General features: G+C 47.0%; 18 protein-coding genes. 10 read left to right on the top strand and 8 right to left on the bottom strand.

Annotated elements, in window-relative coordinates; all coding sequences use genetic code 11:
• Positions 1–49 precede the first annotated feature (49 nt).
• Positions 50–559 (bottom strand): Spy/CpxP family protein refolding chaperone, encoded by a 510-nt coding sequence (locus K0I62_RS01210; RefSeq protein WP_220069754.1) that lies wholly within the window; start codon positions 557–559, stop codon positions 50–52.
• A gap of 317 nt (positions 560–876) precedes the next feature.
• Here K0I62_RS01210 and K0I62_RS01205 point away from each other — a divergent pair, with 317 nt between their 5' ends.
• Complete coding sequence (locus K0I62_RS01205) at positions 877–1,560, top strand: response regulator (RefSeq protein WP_220069753.1); 684 nt, start codon at positions 877–879, stop codon at positions 1,558–1,560.
• Positions 1,560–2,927, top strand: coding sequence for an ATP-binding protein (locus K0I62_RS01200; protein ID WP_220069752.1), 1,368 nt, complete (start codon positions 1,560–1,562; stop codon positions 2,925–2,927). Before K0I62_RS01205 ends, K0I62_RS01200 begins: the two co-directional genes overlap by 1 nt.
• Positions 2,928–3,254: 327 nt before the next feature.
• On the opposite strand, the gene acuI is transcribed toward K0I62_RS01200, so the two are convergent.
• The gene (acuI, locus tag K0I62_RS01195; RefSeq protein WP_220069751.1) at positions 3,255–4,235 is read right to left on the bottom strand and encodes an acrylyl-CoA reductase (NADPH); all 981 of its coding nucleotides are present in this window, start codon (positions 4,233–4,235) and stop codon (positions 3,255–3,257) included.
• Between the two features lie 489 nt (positions 4,236–4,724).
• Between acuI and K0I62_RS01190 the strand changes: the two genes are divergently transcribed.
• The gene (locus tag K0I62_RS01190) at positions 4,725–6,275 is read left to right on the top strand and encodes a YjjI family glycine radical enzyme (RefSeq protein ID WP_220069750.1); all 1,551 of its coding nucleotides are present in this window, start codon (positions 4,725–4,727) and stop codon (positions 6,273–6,275) included.
• A 39-nt stretch (positions 6,276–6,314) separates the two neighbouring features.
• Entirely contained in the window at positions 6,315–7,244 is a 930-nt protein-coding gene (locus K0I62_RS01185) for a YjjW family glycine radical enzyme activase (RefSeq protein ID WP_258405057.1), read from the top strand.
• A 467-nt stretch (positions 7,245–7,711) separates the two neighbouring features.
• Here the strand turns inward: K0I62_RS01185 and K0I62_RS01180 are convergent, their stop codons facing one another.
• The 6 genes from K0I62_RS01180 to K0I62_RS01160 all read right to left on the bottom strand — a co-directional run bounded on the left by K0I62_RS01180 (position 7,712) and on the right by K0I62_RS01160 (position 13,820).
• Positions 7,712–9,049 (bottom strand): metal-dependent hydrolase family protein, encoded by a 1,338-nt coding sequence (locus K0I62_RS01180; RefSeq protein WP_220069749.1) that lies wholly within the window; start codon positions 9,047–9,049, stop codon positions 7,712–7,714.
• A gap of 543 nt (positions 9,050–9,592) precedes the next feature.
• On the bottom strand, positions 9,593–9,727 hold the full coding sequence (locus K0I62_RS19170) for a hypothetical protein (protein WP_258405056.1): 135 nt from the start codon (positions 9,725–9,727) through the stop codon (positions 9,593–9,595).
• 127 nt (positions 9,728–9,854) lie between these two features.
• Positions 9,855–10,430 carry a hypothetical protein gene (locus K0I62_RS01175; protein ID WP_220069748.1) on the bottom strand — a complete coding sequence of 192 codons (576 nt, stop codon included), beginning with the start codon at positions 10,428–10,430 and terminating at the stop codon, positions 9,855–9,857.
• 80 nt (positions 10,431–10,510) lie between these two features.
• Positions 10,511–10,858: a YkvA family protein gene (locus tag K0I62_RS01170; RefSeq protein WP_220069747.1), complete on the bottom strand. Its 348-nt coding sequence runs from the start codon at positions 10,856–10,858 to the stop codon at positions 10,511–10,513.
• Positions 10,859–10,932: 74 nt separating this feature from the next.
• The gene (locus K0I62_RS01165; protein ID WP_220069746.1) at positions 10,933–13,233 is read right to left on the bottom strand and encodes a YgiQ family radical SAM protein; all 2,301 of its coding nucleotides are present in this window, start codon (positions 13,231–13,233) and stop codon (positions 10,933–10,935) included.
• 191 nt (positions 13,234–13,424) lie between these two features.
• Complete coding sequence (locus tag K0I62_RS01160; RefSeq protein ID WP_220069745.1) at positions 13,425–13,820, bottom strand: MAPEG family protein; 396 nt, start codon at positions 13,818–13,820, stop codon at positions 13,425–13,427.
• A 145-nt stretch (positions 13,821–13,965) separates the two neighbouring features.
• Here K0I62_RS01160 and K0I62_RS01155 point away from each other — a divergent pair, with 145 nt between their 5' ends.
• From K0I62_RS01155 to K0I62_RS01130, 6 genes are all read left to right on the top strand, one after another.
• The gene (locus K0I62_RS01155; protein WP_220069744.1) at positions 13,966–15,186 is read left to right on the top strand and encodes a threonine/serine exporter family protein; all 1,221 of its coding nucleotides are present in this window, start codon (positions 13,966–13,968) and stop codon (positions 15,184–15,186) included.
• A 183-nt stretch (positions 15,187–15,369) separates the two neighbouring features.
• Positions 15,370–17,031: a ShlB/FhaC/HecB family hemolysin secretion/activation protein gene (locus K0I62_RS01150; protein ID WP_220069743.1), complete on the top strand. Its 1,662-nt coding sequence runs from the start codon at positions 15,370–15,372 to the stop codon at positions 17,029–17,031.
• 474 nt (positions 17,032–17,505) lie between these two features.
• Positions 17,506–17,988, top strand: coding sequence for a TlpA disulfide reductase family protein (locus tag K0I62_RS01145; protein WP_220069742.1), 483 nt, complete (start codon positions 17,506–17,508; stop codon positions 17,986–17,988).
• A gap of 3 nt (positions 17,989–17,991) precedes the next feature.
• Complete coding sequence (locus K0I62_RS01140; RefSeq protein WP_220062738.1) at positions 17,992–18,207, top strand: DUF4266 domain-containing protein; 216 nt, start codon at positions 17,992–17,994, stop codon at positions 18,205–18,207.
• Positions 18,198–19,496, top strand: a complete 1,299-nt coding sequence (locus K0I62_RS01135; protein ID WP_220069741.1) for a DUF3570 domain-containing protein — start codon at positions 18,198–18,200, stop codon at positions 19,494–19,496. The genes K0I62_RS01140 and K0I62_RS01135 overlap by 10 nt, the downstream gene beginning before the upstream one ends.
• Positions 19,497–19,644: 148 nt before the next feature.
• Entirely contained in the window at positions 19,645–20,487 is an 843-nt protein-coding gene (locus K0I62_RS01130) for an FAD:protein FMN transferase (protein ID WP_220071238.1), read from the top strand.
• Positions 20,488–20,496 lie beyond the last annotated feature (9 nt).

The raw sequence follows: 20,496 nt of genomic DNA, 5'->3' as shown, positions 1-20,496 counted from the left end.
TGATTAAAGTAGGGGAAGAAATATGACCCAAGTGTAACTCAGTTCAACCTTATGGGCGATCTCCTTTACGAATACCACGCTTAGCAAAGTTCTCTTTAAACTGAGCTTGCTGCGCAGGTGTGAGCAACTGATAAATCTCTCTTTGTACTTTCATCATTTCGATAGCGCCCTGCTGGCGTTGTGCTTGCCTGGCTTCCATAAAGGCTATTGCATCAGCTTCATTAAACGAATCAGCGGTCACCAAGGTTAACATCTGCTCTTGATGAGCCTGACGCACATCACTTGACGGGCGTTTATCTTGCATCGCATCTCGGTGTTGTTGCATTAACACCTTGATATCGGTGCGCTGCTGATCGGTTAAATTGAGTCCACGAAACATCTTACGCATGTGATCATGATAACCTCGATGGTCGCCACGCATATCTTGTCGAGATGCGAAGCAATCACCACGGCCTTCACCAGTTCCATAATGACCATTACCGGCATAAACCATTGGCGCCATTAATGCTGCGGTTGTAACAAAAGCCAGTAACCCTGATTTTAAAGTAAACTTATTCATAATTTGCCTCTTACGCTGGTTTCGAGTGGTAGCGAACAATTAGCTCTGGATGAGCCTTGGTATTCAGTGTACGCGGCACAACGTAATGGAGGGTGTTTGCTAGGTAAACGTCTGTAAAGTTAATGTAAAGTGATCTTTAATCGGATCAAAACCACGACTTTACACAGACTTACATTGGTAGACTGCAATTGACATCGAAACAGGTATACTCAAACAATTACATGTCCAAACCGTCTTAAAAAGACTTGTCTCTCTAAGGCAAGCCTATGCATATTGTTGGATAAAATAGTCATAAGCACTTAAAGTTAAGGCACACCATGAATCAAATACTGTTAATCGATGATGACCTAGGGCTAGCCGAATTGCTTGCGCAATTACTGGAACTGGAAGGATTCAATTTAACCTTAGCTCATGATGGGCAATCTGGCCTCAGCCTCGCTTTAGAGCAAGAGTTTGATCTGATTTTATTAGATGTCATGCTCCCCCAATTAAATGGCTTTGAGGTACTTAAGGCCCTTCGCAGTAAAAAACAAACGCCAGTATTGATGTTAACGGCTCGTGGTGACGAAATAGACAGAGTCGTCGGTCTCGAAATTGGCGCAGACGATTATTTGCCTAAGCCATTCAATGACCGTGAACTGGTTGCACGTATGAAAGCCATTATTCGCCGCACAGGTCAACACGTTGATGAGACACAACCCACCACCATCGAATTCTCCGACATTAAGCTTGACCCAAGTCGCCAAGAAGTGATCTGTCAGGATCAACTATTAATCTTAACGGGTACCGAGTTTGGTTTACTCAATTACATGATCCAACATAGCGGTGAAGTACTAAGTAAAGACTGCTTAAGCGAAAAGGTGCTCGGTAAAAAATTGATGCCATTTGACCGAAGCTTAGATATGCATCTGTCTAATTTACGCAAAAAACTACCCGAACGAACCGACGGCCGCCCAAGGGTTAAAACCCTGCGTGGCAAAGGTTATATCTGGTTAACTTAATGAAATTCAGCAGTCTACCCAATCGCATATTTATCAAACTGCTACTCAGCTTCTGGCTATGTAGCAGCCTAATTATCGCCATCGTCGGTCTATTGCCTTTAATCCAACAAAAGCACGACCAAACCAAGATCCCCCCTCACCTAGAGGCTCTACTCGAACGCGTCGCTAAACGCATCGAACAAGAACCGGCACAGCTCGATTCTCGTCGTCCACAGCGATGGCATCGATTTAGAGAGATGGGGCATAAACCTGTACGCTTTTATCTGGTTGACGAGCAAGGACAAGTGGTCAATACCGACAGAGTTTCAAGAGCGATGCGGCGCTTTATGCTGTTGGCGGAAGAAGCTGGCCAACCGATAAGTCATCAATTTAAAGATGAGATCCTGTTTGGCCCCCATGAATTTACGGTCAATGGCAACAAGTACAGCCTGTATGGTCGATTAGCCGAAATGCACCCTAGGCCTTGGTTCTTCTTTTTCATCGACAACATCATAATGACCTTGATTCTGGCTATCATACTATCTGGGCTACTATGCGCTATTTTGGCATGGCATCTAGGTAAACCACTTAGGGCGCTCAAGCACAGCGTCGAAGCCGTAGCAAGAGGCGATTTAAGTCATCGCGCCGACAAATACACCACAGCACGTCACGATGAAATAGGCCAACTAGCCGTGGCATTTAATGCCATGGCCGACGCTATCGAGTCTATGGTCAATAGCCAACAACGGCTTATTAGCGACATATCCCATGAACTTAGGACGCCACTAACGCGCCTGCAATTGGCATTAGCACTCGCGCGTAAAAAAGGCCAAGAATCCACGGAACTCGAGCGAATTGGCTATGAAGCACAACAACTTGAGGCCATGATAGCCGAACTATTGGAACTATCACGGGCCAAGCTAAACCGGCACGAAAACAAACACAGTTTATCGCTCAGTGAAACCTTAGGCCAAGTATTAGACGATGCAGAGTTTGAAGCCGAGCAGCAGAATAAACAGCTACTGATAGATATTGATGAGCAGTTGACCCTGCCAATCACCCCGCGCCCCTTATCTAGGGCGATAGAGAACTTACTCCGAAATGCGATTCATTATGCTCATAAACAGATCAGCATCAAAGCTGCACCGTTTAACGATCATGTACTGATTGAGATCATCGATGATGGTCCGGGTATAGCATTAGAAGCCGATCTCAAAGCCATATTTGATCCCTTCTATCGACCACAATCTGCGAGGGAAAGAGAGTCAGGCGGCTGGGGATTAGGCTTGGCCATTGCTAAAGCTGCTGTCGACGCTCATAAGGGACAAATAACCGCAACCAATGCAACACCTCACGGTTTATTGGTCAGCATCAAGCTGCCGAAATAGCAGTTTGCGCATGTAACTGTAATAGCCAATCAGTAAATTTTTGTTTGCTGGGAATTCGCTTGTCCGAATGCCCCATTAGCTGGCCCATCGCGTAGCTAAATTGATAATAGGTCTGCAGATCCGACTAAGTTGGCGACAGATATTTTCAACCTTGAGTGCAGACAGGACTCAGGGCCGCCACAAGGGTATCTTTGCCAACTTCAACGGACTTAATTGCCCCCACAAAAAAGTGGCTATCTCAGCCACTTTTATTCACTTCAGTCAGTTCTAGAATTAGCGCTCTACTTAGAAGGTTTAAGCTAAGACGCTCGATTTAAAAGGTTGAAGTTAAACCTTAACCAAAATACGCCCAGTGACCTTACCTTTTACGATATTGGCAGCGTATTCTGGTACAGCTTCCAAGGAGACGGTTTGACAAGCTTGCTCATAGAAACTATCAGGCAACAAGCTAATCACTTGCTCCCAAGCACTCATTCGTTTCTCATAGGGACAAGACACTGAGTCAACACCGAGCAGATTTACGCCCCGCAGAATAAATGGCATGACCGTGGTTGGCAACGCAAAACCACCCGCTAAACCACAAATAGCAGCACTGCCACCATAGTTAATCTGTGACAGCGCATTGGCAAGCACCTTGTTACCCACGGTATCAACAACCCCCGCCCAGCGCTGCTTATCCAGTGGACGACCCTCTTGTTCGAGTTCACCTCTATCGATAACGTCGCTGGCACCAAGCTGCTTAAGTAGCTCGCCGTTAGCTTCGACCCGACCCGAGCTTGCCACCACGCGATAACCCAGTTGCGCAAGTAAGGTCACTGCCACCGAGCCTACACCGCCGCTCGCACCTGTCACTAAAATATCGCCAGCGTCAGGCGCAACACCTGCTTGTTGCAGCGCTTGCACACATAACATGGCGGTTAAACCTGCAGTGCCGATCATCATCGCCTTAGCTGCATCACAACCTTTTGGCATAGGGACTAACCAATCGGCTTTGACTCTTGCCTTTTGCGCCATACCGCCCCAATGATTTTCGCCCACGCCCCAACCCGTGAGGATCACCTCATCACCCACCTTGTAACGAGGATCGGCTGACTCGCTCACCACGCCAGCAAAATCGATCCCGGGTACCATAGGAAACTGACGGATGATTTTGCCAAGCCCTGTCACCGCAAGACCATCTTTATAGTTTAGTGATGAATAGCTAACATCAACCAGTACATCGCCTTCAGGTAGATCCGCTAGGGATAATTGACGAACTTCTGCTTGGGTTTGCTTATCATGCTGGGTCAATACGAGTGCGTTAAACATGGCGCCTCCTTATGTTTCAAATAGACCCAAAGCATAGTGTAAAAAACGCTATGAATATACTGCACATTTTGCATATTAAGCATGCATCACACACATAGTGACATTCGGCTTAGAGTTTAAGCCCAATCAACTTAAGTTTACGCTACAGGGGATTACGACGAATACCCTAATACTTGGCACACTGGCTGACGTTGCCATTAAGTCGATGAAAGGTAGCGACAATACTCGCGTTCCCCCTCAGCGCTAATTCACTTTCACAAGCCTCGGGTTGTGGTGTATCCCTAGTGATTTGCCCTAGCTGTTGCAGTAATAAACGGGGGCGGGGTTGGATAAATGGCTACCACGCCTACCCAGATCTCACCTTTAGCAGAAACTAAGATATCGCCCAGCGGATTTCCAGATTGGAAACGCGCCATTAGCGGTTTTTCACTTTTCGCTCATCCACTAACCAAGTAAATTTATACCCATAATATTATTGTGGATACCATCATGACCGTTATCGATAAACTAGCCAGCATTGTTAGCGACCCGCATCTTTCTCCTAAACAGAAATCGGCCTATTTGGCCTTAGAGGCTGAAGCAAGCCTGCCCTATGTAACCATTTCCGATGCGGTAACAGAGGCCATGCAAGCGGGGATTATTTGCGACATGTTTGAGGGTCACGCCCCCTTTAAGCCACGTTATGTATTGCCAGATTATGCGAAGTTCTTACGCCAAGGCTCAAGCCACTTAGAGCTAGCCGCCGCGACAGATTTAGATGAAGCAATCAATGCACTGGTCATTCTCTATCACCATGTACCGTCAGTCACCAACATGCCAGTATATCTGGGCCAGCTCGATGAACTCTTAATGCCCTACGTTGAGGGGATTGATGAACAAACCTTATACCGCAAGCTTAAAAACTTGTGGATCATGCTAGATCGCACCCTGCCCGACGCCTTTGTGCACGTCAATATCGGCCCGAGGGATAATATCGTTTGCCGTACCATTCTGAAGATAGATGCCGAGTTGAAACAAGTCGTACCTAACTTGACCTTTATGTATGATCCAACCACCACCCCCGATGATCTGTTGCAGATAGCGGCCAGCAATATTTGTGAATGTAATAAGCCCCATATCGCTAACTACCCAATGCACGCGAGCGCCTTTGACGCAAAAGGATTCGGCATTGTCAGTTGTTATAACGCGCTACCACTTGCCGGCGGCGCCAATACCTTAGTCCGGATTAATCTAAAACAGTTAGCCAGTCGGACGACTAGCATCGACGACTTCTTTGAACATACCCTGCCAAGCTACTGCGCCCTCGCCTATGAGCTGATCGAAGCCCGCGCTAAATTTCTTCATCAAGAATCGCATTTTTTCGACAGTTTCTTGGTAAAAGAGGGCTTAATTGAACCGTCACGTTTCGCGCCTATGTTTGGCATCTACGGTATGGCCGAGGCGGTGGATATTCTACTCGGCAATGCGCCCATATCTGAGCAAATGAGCAACAAACCGAGCAAGAATTACGGCCATCACGACAGCGCCAATCAGTTAGGCTACCGCATATCGAAGGCCTTAAATGCCATCGTCAAATCGACTCCAGTGACTTACGGTTATAACGATCGCGCCCTGCTGCATTCTCAAAGCGGCATTAGCTTAGATATTGATGTAACCCCGGGCGTGCGGATTCCCTATGGCACAGAGCCCAATCCTGTGGCGCATATTCAAGCGTTAGCGCCGCACCATCAATACTACACCTCTGGGATCAGCGACATCCTTACTATCGATGCCACCGTCAAGCAAAACCCCGAGGCCATGCTGCAGCTATGCAAGGGCGCATTTAACTTAGGCTTTCGCGAGTTCAGCGCCAATGTCGCCTCTAATGACTTAATTCGTGTCACGGGTTACATGATAAAACTCTCGGACATAGCCACCTTTAAGCTGCAAGGCTCGCGCACCAACACCACAGGGCTTGGCGCAGAAGCGGCGCAAAATACCGGCATACTTAAGCGTCAGCCCAGAGTCGCCGCCCATGAACTCACGCCACACTATTTTTAATAAAACAGCTGTGAGTAAAAAACCGTGAGCAAAAGAGCCGTGAGCGAAACTAGCATAAACCGAGTATCGGCAAGTCCATTGGCCAATGTCAGCCAGATCTTGCCCTTCTCCTGTGTCGATGGACCGGGAAGTCGACAGGTGATCTTTTTGCAAGGGTGTAATTACACTTGTAAGAACTGTCATAACCCCCACACCATCACCCTTTGCGATCATTGCGGTGACTGTATTCCCGCCTGCCCACAGGCTGCGCTCGCCTTTGATAGCTTAAGCTTAAATCAGGTGAACAAAAGGGGCATGAAACCACGCATTGTATGGAGTCGCGAACTATGCAGTCATTGCGACAAGTGTTTGTCCGCTTGCACTAAACAATCTAACCCAAAAACCCAGCAATACAGTGTCGAACAACTACTGGCTCAGATCCGCACTAACCAACCCTTTATCAACGGCATCACGATTAGCGGCGGTGAAGCCAGCTTGCAACTGCCGTTTGTTATCGCGTTATTTAAAGCAATCAAAGCCAGTCCACAACTTGGCCATCTTAGCTGCATGCTCGACACTAACGGCAGCTTAAGCGAGACAGGTTGGCGCAAACTATTGCCCTATCTCGACGGCGCTATGGTGGATTTAAAAGCTTGGCAGCAAGAGACCCATCACTACATCACCGGCCGCGATAACCACAGGGTATTTCAGTCGCTGACCCTATTAGCCCAGCATGAAAAGCTGTACGAAGTACGCCTACTGCATATCCCCAGCATCAGCGATTTCGACCAAGAAATAGATGCTCTGTCTCAGTATCTAAACAAGTTACCCGAAACGGTACGCATTAAACTCAACGCCTTTCACCACCATGGCGTCATAGGCGAAGCGAACCACTGGCCAAACTGTCATGAAGCCGATATCCAGCGGCTCGCCGCGAAGCTGTCACAGCGAGGAGTGAAGAATCTAGTTTTACCTAGTGTGTATTTGTAATGTGATTGAGCTTCTGACCAGCTCAGAGGGAATTTAATGGTTTGCAACCATGACTTCATTGTATTGAGTTGCTTGCAGCAGGTGCATTACAGCGATACGCCAATGATTTGAAGTTTTTACCTTCGCTGCTGTTAATCGCCTGTGGCTCGCTTATGCGCAGATATGGCTTGGTGATGCTATGACGTCATCCCTGATCGCTTAACGAAAACCGCTAACCTACACGGACGTAGGGAGTGCCGCAAAATATTTGGAACATTTTTGGATAAAACCTGCAAGCGACTTTTCTAAACTAGCAAGATAGAAACAACCACAAGTGTGCACTTCGCTCGATGCAAACAACAAGGTTTTGTATGTGCCTACATACTTAAGATATTCAACTCAGCGTCCAATCTATTAACAGTACAAAGCCCTGCCATAACTCCACCGATGACGAGCAGTTTTACGACAGGGCATGGTGCTAACACCAATTAATTGAGTGTGTTTTTGTAGATTTTTCCGTCTTTCATGATGACGACAAAGTTCTTCTCAGGATCGGCAATCAGCTTGATGTCCTTTAGCGGGTTACCATCGACCAAAAGGATATCAGCCAAAGCGCCTTTCTTGATCACACCATTTTCACCAGGGTATGGATCTCTAGGGCCTGACATTTTGAACAACTTATAATTGGTACTGGTTGCCATTTTCAACACTTCCCATGGTTCATACCATCTTGTTAGCTTAGTCAGTGCTTTACCCTGTTTAGCGGCAATCTCAGGGCCGTTTTGCAAATCTGTACCAAAGGCAACTTTAAGATCATACTTTTTGGCCAAATCGTAAGCCTTCTCTGTGCCAGAGGTCATTGCTAACATTTTTTGTTGTTCGAAAGAGCCCTCTGGGAAGACAATTCTATCTTCATCATTGAGTAGAGGCTGCAAACTCAGCCAGGCATCTTTTTTCTTAATCAGTTTTGCCGTGGCTTCGGTCATCATCTGGCCGTGATCGATACACTGAACCCCAGCTTCCAAGGCACCTCGAACCGCATTATCGGAATAAGCATGCACGGTGACATAAGTATTCCACGTTGCTGCGGTATCCACAGCGGCCTTCATTTCTTCATAGGTATATTGCATTACATCCAGAGGGTCACTAAACGAAGCGACGCCACCACCCGCCATAACCTTAATCTGAGTTGCGCCTCTCATTAGGTTCTCACGTACCCGTCTTTGCACTTGAGGGACTCCGTCAGCAATACTGGTCCATGCCATAATTTCTGCATCAAGAAGTTCTCTGCCCTCTTTTCTTGGTATCGACGTCGGAAAACGCATATCGCCATGACCGGAAGTTTGAGATATATAAGCGCCAGAAGCGTATATTCTAGGCCCTAGATATCTGCCCTCATCAATCATTTTCTTGATACCAAAAACCGGGCCACCAAGATCGCGAACCGTTGTGAAGCCCCGCATTAGCGTTGCTTCAGCGGCTTCGGCCCCCGCGAGAGTCAAATAACCAAGGTCATTGACAAGAATTTGCCGACTAGCAATATGGGCATGCATGATGTGAAAGTGAGCATCGGTAAGCCCTGGCATCAGGGTACGGCCACCACCATCAATAACTTTACCGCCAGCGACGGCGAGAGGCTCTGTAGATATCTCGGTGATCCGGTTGCCTGTGACGACAACATTGGCGTTCTGAATCAGATTTTCATGAACGCCATCGAATACATTGACGTTAGTAAATAGGGTCACCTCGCTTTCATTCTGCGCAAAGAGGGCAGAGCTACTTAACAACAGCGTCAGTGAAGCTATGTTGACCAAAAATCGTTTCATACTAGATGTCTCCTTTTAACCTTCCTGGTTTTAAACTACCGGTACCATGCATCGTGGAGAACATAGAGAGCTATCGACGGTGTCATTTAGTACCGATAAACGCTTTATAGTCTTTGACTAAGATACTCCGAAAATCTGATACAACAAGATATTTTACGTAACGTCAAATGAACCCGTTACCGTTCCCTAGCCTGATATAACCACCAATAAATTATATTCAATTATTCAACAACAAACAGTTGCATCCAGTTGCATCCAGTTGCATCGAAAATCATGACAGCCCAAAGAGAACAAAATGACGACAACACTCAACAAAAAAACACAAAATATCAAGCGCATAAACCAAAAGAAGTGATTTAATTCATTGACCAGTTTGCGAGATAGATTCAGTTAAAAAATTGATTAGAGAAAGGTAAGCCGAAGTTTATCTTTAAAAAAATTTAGATAATCAACTTCAATACCTAAGGGCAGACTAAGAGCAGAAAAATAAGCAGATCTCCGAATGAAGGTATTGGCATTTTTGTGGTTCAACATGTGGCTGAATTAGTGTTGGTAGAGTATCTGGCTGTGTTGATTTTTACTTCGCAGATGGTAGAGTTGACCTTCATGGTTTTGAATTGCTTGCAGCAGGTGAAGCGCATGTACAAATGTCGTGATCACAGGATGTGAGCGCGACATTTGTACTTCCATGTATAGCACCCGCTGGGCAGGCGTTCGATGACCACCAAGGCAAGATCTTTAAATCACCTCACCAATATCCATTAGACTAGGCACCAAACAACAATGCCCAACCTTCATTGCAACACTACTCGTGTCCCCATGGCGCTGGCGGCAACGCCACAGGCTTCGTCAAATCAAACTCTACTTTAAAGTCACGATTTTCTCTGGTTAATCGATACATAAAGCTGGTTTCACTGATCCCCACGTGCCACACATTGGTGATCGACTGACTAAGACCATTTTGGTTAAAATTGTCGATAGAGAATTGGTCGACAGGGAAAGATTGTAGCTGAGCACTGCCATTATCTATAGTGTCACCGCCATACATAGTCACCTTATCTTCAGTGCCATCTTGATGACGATGATCGTGCTTTAACCTAAGTCCAGAATCGGTTTTGGTGATCACCCAAGTCCGTGAATGATCGTCGCCGACATGAAACGGGACTTTTAGCTCCTTGTCACTGCACTCGCGCACATGCATGACTAGTTTCTTGCCACTAAATGCCGAATCGGCACTATTGCCGGCGGTCACCATGCCCTCAAAAGCTTTGCCACAATGTGCGGCGATATGCTTAAAAAACTCGACTTGCTCAGTGGTTGTGGCCAAAGCCGGCATTGTACACATGGTCGATAGTACAAATAGAGGTAACTGTTTTTTCATTTTATTTCTGCTCTCCATTAAGGTAATCAAAAACAGTACCACAAGCAGATAAATTAAAACTGAATCGGATAGATACAGGTCTAATCAAACCAAGCAGCGGTCTTTTCTGCTGCTTGGTTTTTTACATTGTCATCCACATACATGCTGACCATAGCCAACGCGGCAGCCAATGCGCCGAGATCGTCGGAGAATCCCACCACAGGGGTGAGATCGGGTATGGCATCCAGCGGCATAATAAAATAAGCCAGAGCGCCAAAGATAACCGTCTTGGCCCACTTGGGTGTATCGGGCCTCTGCGCTGCGTAGTAGAGGCACAGGGCGTTGTCTATCACCTCTCGCCCAGCTTGCTTAGCAAACTGTTTGACCTTACGCCAAAAACCCTCGTCGCTGTAACCATCGACCTTGGCCGTGCCATTTGAGTCGCTCATAAGAAGCTCCTGTACAATAAAAAAGGGGAGTCATTAGATACTCCCCTTTTTTCATCGTTTTGACCAGCGGTGGTTTAACGCTGATGTTTCGGCGTGGTGCCCCAAGCATTCTTCACCGGACGTTTGCCAGGCTTACCAGTGCTAGCTTTACCGGCTCCGCCTTTACCAGCTGCCGATCCCGTCGACTTGCCCTGAGGCTTAGCATTAGACTTGCTCTTGCCTTGGCCACTGCCCTTACGCTCATCGAACTGATTAGCAGAGAAACGAGTCACCGCCTTTTTACCCGCAGGGGTTTTACCACCAGCGCCTTTGGCTAATAAACCTTGACGTTCTTGACGGGTTTCGGCTGGCACTAAGCAATTTAAGCCACCACCGATAAGGTGCTCCTTACCCATCTTGATGAGCGCTTCGCGGATCATTGGCCAACCGGCTGGGTCGTGATAACGCAGCAGTGCCTTGTGCAGCTTACGCTGACGGCCGCCTTTAGGTACTTCAACCGTTTCACTGGTGTGTTTCACATTTTTAAGTGAATTAAGCTCAGTGTGATAAATCGTCGTGGCGTTCGCCATAGGTGACGGATAGAAGTTTTGCACCTGATCGAGTTTAAACTTCTCGCCCTTAAGCCATAGCGCCAAGTTCACCATATCTTCATCTGTGGTGCCTGGATGCGCCGAGATAAAGTAAGGGATCAAATACTGCTTCTTGCCCGCTTCAGCGGAATACTTATCAAACAGTTCTTTAAACTTGTCATAGGTTCCCATGCCCGGCTTCATCATCTTAGTGAGCGGTCCCTCTTCGGTATGCTCTGGGGCAATTTTTAAATAGCCGCCCACATGATGACTGGCCAACTCTTTCACATAACGCGGATCTTCGGTGGCCAAGTCGTAACGCACACCCGAGGCGATAAGCACCTTCTTGATGCCCGGCACATCACGCGCGGCGCGGTACAGATCGATCGTCGCTTGATGATCGGTATCGAGATGACCACAGATAGCGGGGAAGACGCAAGAGAGTCGGCGACAGGTACTCTCGGCCTTCACCGAGGTACAACCCAGTCGATACATGTTGGCGGTTGGGCCGCCAAGATCCGAGATCACCCCAGTAAAACCGGGCACCTTATCCTGAATATCTTTGATCTCTTTAATAATAGAGTCTTGTGAACGGCTCTGAATAATCCGCCCTTCATGCTCGGTAATAGAGCAAAATGAGCAGCCACCAAAACAGCCTCGCATAATATTGATCGAGGTCTTGATCATGTCATAGGCAGGGATTTTTTCATTACCATACACAGGATGTGGCACCCGCTTATAGGCTAAGTCGAAAACCCCATCCATCTCATCGGTGTTCAACGGCCAAGCAGGCGGATTAACCCAAATAGCGCGCTGCGCATGGGTCTGAAATAGCGCTCGGGCACACCCTGGATTTTGCTCTTGGTGCAAGATTCGTGAAGCATGGGCATAGAGATACTTATCTTCAGCCACTTTTTCATAGCTAGGTAACAACACATAGGTATTTTCCCACGGCTTTGGACGTGGCGGCTGCACCGAAATGGCTTTCGGCGCTTCGTTATCAAACACCTTAACGTCGCTTGGGCCTGAGAGATTTTGGCAACCCACATCGTCGGCACCATAAGGATTGGGGATTGGGTCAATTTTATGCAGCTGATCTAGCTTACGCGAGTCCATGCCTTTCCAGCCTGGCAATGGCTCTTTGCGGATCACTGTAGTGCCGCGTACATCATGGATCTCACTTATCGGCTCGCCAGATGCGATACGATGTGAAAGTTCCACCAGCGGACGCTCTGCGTTGCCATAGACTAAGATATCAGCCTTGGCATCAAGAATCACTGAGCGGCGCACTTTGTCTGACCAATAATCATAATGGGCAATACGGCGTAAACTCGCCTCAATACCACCGATAACCACAGGTACCTGCTTAAAGGCTTCTTTACAGCGCTGAGTATAAACAGTGACGGCGCGGTCGGGACGTTTACCGCCGATATTGCCCGCAGTGTAGGCATCATCGTGACGCAAACGACGCTCAGCCGTGTAACGGTTGATCATCGAATCCATGTTGCCGGCAGTCACACCGAAATAGAGGTTAGGTTTACCTAACTTCATAAAATCGTTTTTATTCGACCAGTCGGGCTGAGAAATAATACCCACGCGAAACCCTTGGGCTTCCAGCATGCGACCGATCACCGCCATACCAAAACTGGGATGATCCACATAGGCATCGCCAGTGACAATTATGATGTCACAACTATCCCAGCCCAATTTATCCATCTCTTTTCGAGACATAGGTAAAAATGGCACTGGCTTTTCAGTGCGATTTAAATATTTGGGATGCGTAAATAACGTGGATTCAACCTGCATGAATATGACTGCCTAACTTCCAAACCAACAATAATTGTAGTTACTGAGCTTTAAGTATCCCAGTAACTTCTGCGACCCCCTACCACTCTGCCTAAGTTTAGACAAAGCGTAGAGAGCAACAAAAAGGACGCGGAGTATAACAGCGAAACAGCCATTTGCGCGAACAAAAAAGCAGCAAATCCGTTAAAAAATCAGCCTAGAATAAAATAACCAATATTAACCACAGATAGCGTAAGGATTAGGATCCAGGTCAATAACACTCCCCAGAAACGTCCGAAATGATAACCACCTAGGCCTTGCGTTAGCCCGATGGCATGCAGCATACGAGCCACCAGCCAAACTGTACCTATCAGGTGAATATACACCTCGGCTAAACCATTCATTTCTGCCACTAATAATAGTGCCATCACAATGGGAGCATTCTCGATAAGATTGGCATGAACACGACTTGCTAAGGTCAGAGCTTGATTGCCATCAGTACCTAAACCTATCTTAAGTCCCCTTCTTAACTTCACGACTCGCCAGCTAAAATAAACAGCCATGATGGCGGTCAATCCAATATAAAACCCTGAAACTGCTACTGACATGATATTTTCCTATCCATCAAAAAACTCTACATACTCTATGCTTAAGTCAAAAAATTTCCAAGCCATTAACCTTTTTTGTACAAGATGGGTTAAGATGCGCTCGTTTTAACACTACCCATAAGTTTCAGCATCATGGACTGTACAATTGGAAAACGCAGAATTCATAGAAAAAAGACGTTTTATCATTAAGTTAGGAAAGTACCTTCATAAGTTTGGTACACCTGCTTATCGACTAGAATCTCACCTGCAAACCATCTCAAAACTATTGGGTATCGAAGGCTATTTTCTGATATCACCCACTTCTATGACTTTTGTTTTACAACATGATGCCGATCAGGAATACAATCATGTTGCCAGAGTCAAGCCTGGTGACCTAGATCTTGGGTCTCTAGCGCGTACCGATGAACTGGTGGGTGAGCTCGTTTCTGGTCAACGAACCTTGCAAGAAGCCACCGAAAGACTCGAAGAGATCGCCAACAAACCCAGCCCCTACGGTCCATTATTAAATCTGCTGGCCTTTGGCAGTTCGGCTGGGGCTTTCGCCATGCTGATGGGAACCAGTTGGAACGATGTGTTTTGGTCGTCAATGCTGGGCATCATGGTCTACGGCCTGGTTTATCGCGCCGAACGTTCAAAAAGGATGGCCGAAACGTTAGAACCTTTAGCGGCCATTTTGTGTGCGATTGTCGCCTGCGGGATCTCCTACTTCGATCCCTATATTAATATTCCTGTGGTGATCCTCTCGGGGATTATTATTTTTGTTCCCGGCCTCGCACTTACCCTTGGATTAGCCGAACTCGCCGCACGCGATTTGATATCAGGCACAGCACGCATCATGGATGCTTGCATGTTGCTGTTTAAACTCTATTTTGGCGCCATTTTTGGCATGGTGATTGGTAATGCTATTTTTGGTGAGGCGATCTACTTCGAGCCGACACCACTACCACGTTGGGCGATTTGGTCTGCAGTACCTATTTTGTCCACTGCACTGGTTATCATCTTCAAGGCGCGTCTTAAAGATTCTCCTTGGGGCATATTTGCCGGTATCATCGCCTTCTTCTCCGCCATGTTAGCAGGCATCTATTTGGGTGACTCGATCGGTATTTTCTTTGGTGCATTAGCGGTTGGGATCTACTCAAATCTCTATGCACGCTGGATGAAAGCACCTGCATCAATCGCCTTGCTCCAAGGAATAGTGATCTTGGTGCCCGGCAGTAAGACCTATATAGGACTTAATACGCTGATCTTAGGTGAGACCATGTTGAATCAATCCCATATTGGCAGCCAGATCTTTCTGATCTTCATGTCATTGATAGCAGGACTTATCTTTGCCAACGTGGCCGTGCCTCCGCGACGTACCCTCTAAAAAACCAACTCGAGTGCTGATGCGGCCAATAGGGCTGCATCTAAAATTGCTCAAGTAAAATCATCGCCTTATTCTTGCCCGCACCTTGACTATTTGCCATTACAGGTGTGTTATTAAATTGTATCTCGAATTTAATCTCTGCGTCCTTCTTAAAGATAACAAGCTAAGATAAGGATGATTATCATGCGAACAGGTGCGCGCCTTCTTCCTCTGCTCTGCAGCCTATTGGCCAGCGGTCTGATGGCGGCCGACAATCAACAAATGACGCAAGCACCAACGCAGAATGAAACAGTATCATCCGAACAAAAGCACTCCATCAAAAAAATAGTGGTCGTGAGTAACGCCATCTTCGATGAATCAGATCCCGATGCCTTCTTTATTCATCGCTGGGCTAATTATCTGCACATTAATACCCTCGAATCGACAATACTCAACAAACTCAGCTTTGATGATACTGAAAAGGTTTCACAAAAAGATCTGGATGAAGCGCAACGTATTCTGCGTTATGAGTCCTACATTCGCGATGCCAAAATTGGTTTCGCCCAGCGCGACCCAGATGCCACACAAGAAGAGATCGGCGAAGGTGAAACCGTATTGGTTGAGACCTGGGACAATTGGTCACTGCTCCCCACCTTTAGTGCCAGCCACAGTGGCGGCGAAAACAAGTTTTCCGTCGGGATCAAAGAAGATAACCTGCTGGGTCTAGGGGTGCGTACACGCCTAAAATACACTTCCGATGTCGATCGCACCGGCTATCAACTCGCCTTTCGCGTCCCTAGCGACTGGTTAGTGAAACACTCCACCTTCAGTGCCAACTTTTATGACAACAGTGATGGCCAAGCCACTATTTTTAATTTCACTAAGCCCTTCTACCGCCTTGATAGCAAAACTATGTATTCGGCGCACTTTATAGACGATCTACGCACAGATACCATAAGACAAAACGGCTTCGACATTAATGAATTTGAACATCAGGTCGAATACCTCAACGCCCAATATGGCTGGCGACTAAATAAGAAAGACAACTGGCGCTCACGCATCATATTGGGCATGACCCAAGATAAACACAGCTTCGACAATATCCCCTTGTACCCCAACAGTGAGCTGCCACAAGACAGAGACTTCCTATACCCCTGGATTGCCTATCAATTTATTGAAGACGACTATAGGGTTCTGAACAATATCTACCTGATTAACTACAACGAAGACATAAACTTAGGCTGGCAACACTATCTCAAATTCGGCATAGAGACCCAAGATACGGATAGCCATTCGTCACCAGGTTATCATTTCAACTGGTACTCCTCTCGTGGGTATAAAAGCGATGAACAGTTAGTCCTACTGCGCATGGACGGCGAAGGAGTGTTAGCGACCCGTCAGGCAGACTACTTTAGGGTCAGCGCCACAGCCGAATATTTTTACAAGTTCAACCCCAAGTGGACCGCTTACTCGAAAATGCGACTAAGCACATCTAACAATAACTATCTAGACGCGCCGCTCGCCTTAGGGGATAACACTGGCGTACGAGGCTATCCCAACGACTACCAATATGGCGATAATCAATGGCTGATCAGCGCAGAGATTAGAAACTATCCCAACATCAATCTGTACCAACTGGCCGAACTTGGTTGGGCCCTGTTTACCGATGTGGGTCAGGCAAGTGGCGGCCCGGATCATGACAATGAAGTTTCGGGTCCTATCGGTAGCATTGGTATAGGCGCCCGCATCTACTCCTCACGTTCCAGTTATGGCAGCGTCGCCCACATAGATCTCACTCTGCCTTTTACCAGCGGCGCCGAGATCAACAGCTGGGAATGGCGTTTACAGGTCAGAAGCCATTTCTAAGCCAAACGAGCATATCTCGGTCATGGGATTAAACCCTTGCAGCAGGGGCTGCTTAGATACGATTTACCAGAAATATGAGATGCAACCAATACGGCTGCCAGAAAAGGACTTAGCCGCCAAGATCATCCACTACTGAGAAATGACGACACAAATTACGATACCGCAAAAACCTTTAACCATCTCTTCAGCCAACGGCTAACGGCTAACGGCTAACGGCTAACGGCTAACGGCTAACGGCTAACGGCTAACGGCTAACGCAGGGCCAACTTAATGACCAGTAAACGATTTACAACACCTAGTAGGCTAGGTTGTTTCACATAGTGAAATAGTCATTTTCGCTCTAGCCTTCCACTAAAGTCATTAACCTGCTCTCAAATGATCCACGGCTATCCAAATAAGTTTAAACTATTTGTTAAGGAAACCTTAAGATTAGGCTAATAGATTGATCATAAGCGATCATACTGGAACCTGTATATGAAGAAATTTGTGTTGTTGCTAGGTGTTATATTGCCAAGTTTACTCTCGCTGCCGATTAGTGCAGAACCCGCTTTAACTCAATCTGTTCAAAATGCTCAAGCAAAAACCACGACCCTTGAAGAGTTTAAAGGCAAAGTGGTTTATGTCGATTTTTGGGCCTCTTGGTGTGGTCCTTGTCGCAAGTCATTCCCATGGATGAATGCCATGCATGCTAAATATGCAAACCAAGGTTTAGCGGTGGTGGCGATTAATTTGGATTCAGACAAAGCACTCGCCGACAAATTTCTAGCTCTATTGCCAGCCAAGTTTCATATTCGTTTCGACCCAGAAGGCGATGCCGCCGCCGCATTCGATCTTCAAGGTATGCCGAGCAGTTATATCTTTAATAAACAGGGTCAACTGGTACAAAGCCACGTAGGTTTTTTTGAAGAGTATGCCAATCAATATGAGCAAGAGCTCGTGACACTATTGAAGGAGTGATCTATGAATAAGTCTGTTATCGCGATTGCCATTATCGCCAGTTTATCCGCCTGCTCCAGCTTAGGCGTCCAGCCTTGGGAAAAAGATCAATTGGCCCGTGCCGACATGGCGCTCGACGCAGAGAAGCTCGATCTTGCCCTCGATGACCATATCTATTTCAGCAAAGAAGGCACCAGTGGTGGCCGTGCATTTGCGGGCGGAGGTTGCGGATGCAATTAAACAAACACCGCAATATAGCCAGTGCCTTAGCCATGGCTAGCTGCTCCTTAGTCGGCCAACAGGCCCAAGCAGTAACCCCAGATTCAACCCTTGATGACTGGAAAATCGATGCTGCGCTGATGTATTACGGCGAACAAGACAGAGTTCAGGCTATTGAAGCCATAGGTAATGTACAAAAATCCTTCGGTGATACCTCACTGCTGGATATGAAACTGGTGGTTGATAGCTTAACGGGCGCATCGGCATCCGGCGCCGTAGCACAAAATAGTAGCCAAACCTTTACCCGTCCCTCTGGTAATGGCGAATATACTATTGCTGCAGGTGACACTCCGCTCGATGATACCTTCCACGACACTCGCGTACAGGCAAGCGCTAACTGGAGCGAGACCTTAACTCCACAGTGGAAAGTCAACGGCGGGCTTTATGGGTCTAAAGAGTTTGACTATATGTCGATGGGACTCAATGGTGGCGTTGAGCGTAGCTTCAATAAAGACAATACCACCTTGTCTCTATCTGGCTCCTATACCTATGATGTTGTCGACCCTGTCGGCGGACGCCCGGTTGCATTTTCCGCGATGGCGCTAAGAAAAGACTATGATACGGAAGCCCAATTTAAGGCCGCGTTCGATCAAACACGTTTAGATGGCTCTGACGACAAATCCACTGCCGATATCATGCTCAGCGTGACCCAAGTATTAAGCCGTCGATGGTTATTTCAAGCCAACTATGGGTTATCGAGCGTCTCGGGGTATATGAATGATCCCTATAAAATTTTAAGCCAAGTTGATGATACAGGTACCAGCCAAAATTATCTGTATGAGAGTCGACCAGATACCCGCCTTAAGCACAGCTTTTACATGATGACGAAAGGGGCACTAGATTCAGGGGTTGTCGATCTCTCATATCGCTATAGTACCGATGATTGGGACATACAATCGCACACCTTAGAAACCCATTACCGATATTACTTTAGCGGTAACTTTTATGGTCAAGTTCACCTGCGTTATTACCAACAGCAAGGAGCCGACTTTTACAGACCATTCTTAGTCGCTGGAGAGCCATTACCTGAGTACGCCAGTGCGGACTATCGCATCGGTGATATGAACGCTTATACCCTTGGGATAAAATTCGGCCAAAGATTGGCTGGCGGCCATGAAATGAGCTATCGATTAGAGTACTATCAGCAAAATCCAGAAAATAATGGCACTCAATTGTTTGGTCAATTACAAAACTATGACTTATTCCCACAAGTTAAAGCCATAGTCGCGCAATTTAGCTACTCTTTTTAAGCCAGTTAACGGCAGGTAATGCCTATAAACAAGGATAGCCATGGGTTACAAGGCTGCAGATGAGATTGATACAACACGCCCCGTTTCATTGCCCCAGGAAGCACAACTGCAGCCTCGGCCTTGGGGCTTTGTTGGACAATTTCGCGCCATGGCGAGCCCTTGTGAACTGTTAATCGCCAGCTTCGATAAAGTAATCGCGAGTGAAATACTCGCTGTTGCTGTTAAAGAAGCTCGGCGAATAGAAGCCAAATATAGCCGCTTTATCACTCATAACCCGCTTTGGCAGATCAATAATAGCGATACAAATCCCGTCGCAATTGACGAGGAGACCTATCGCCTGCTGACGTTTGCCCAGCAGTGTTTCGAGCTAAGCGACGGCAGATTTGACATCACGGCTGGCCCATTAATGCAATTGTGGCGGTTTGAAGACGGTAACCAAGCAAAACTACCCGATAATGGTGCTATCCAAGCAGCGAAGGCATTAGTCGATTTTTCCGCAGTAACATTTTCAACATCGACTATGGTGATGCCCACCAAGATGAATTTGGATTTAGGCGGCATAGCCAAAGAGTATGCGGTGGACAGTGCCGCCAACTTAATCGCTAACCGTTGGCCGACTGTCTCTGTACTGGTTAATTTTGGCGGGGATATAGCCTGCCCTGTGGCCCGAGATAATCAAAACCCGCCGTGGCAAGTGGGCATAGAAAACCCCGATGATCTCGATAAGGCATCGGCGGTATTGCAGATCCGTCAAGGCGCACTGGCCACCAGCGGTGATACGCGTCGCTTTATCGAACGAGATGGCAAGCGCTATGGCCATATCATTGACCCTAATACAGGTTTTCCCGTTGAGCACGCGCCTCGATCTGTCACTGTGTTGGCGCAAAACTGCGTGATGGCGGGGATGTTATCGACCATGGCGATGCTCGAAGGCAGTAATGCCGAATCCTTTTTAAACGCCCAAGGTGTTTATTTTAAAGTATATCGATAAACCCAATTC

It is taken from the genome of Shewanella psychrotolerans (assembly GCF_019457595.1).
Lineage (GTDB): Bacteria > Pseudomonadota > Gammaproteobacteria > Enterobacterales > Shewanellaceae > Shewanella > Shewanella psychrotolerans.
Note: the sequence above shows the minus strand (reverse complement) of the source record. Positions and strands in the feature narration are given on the sequence as shown.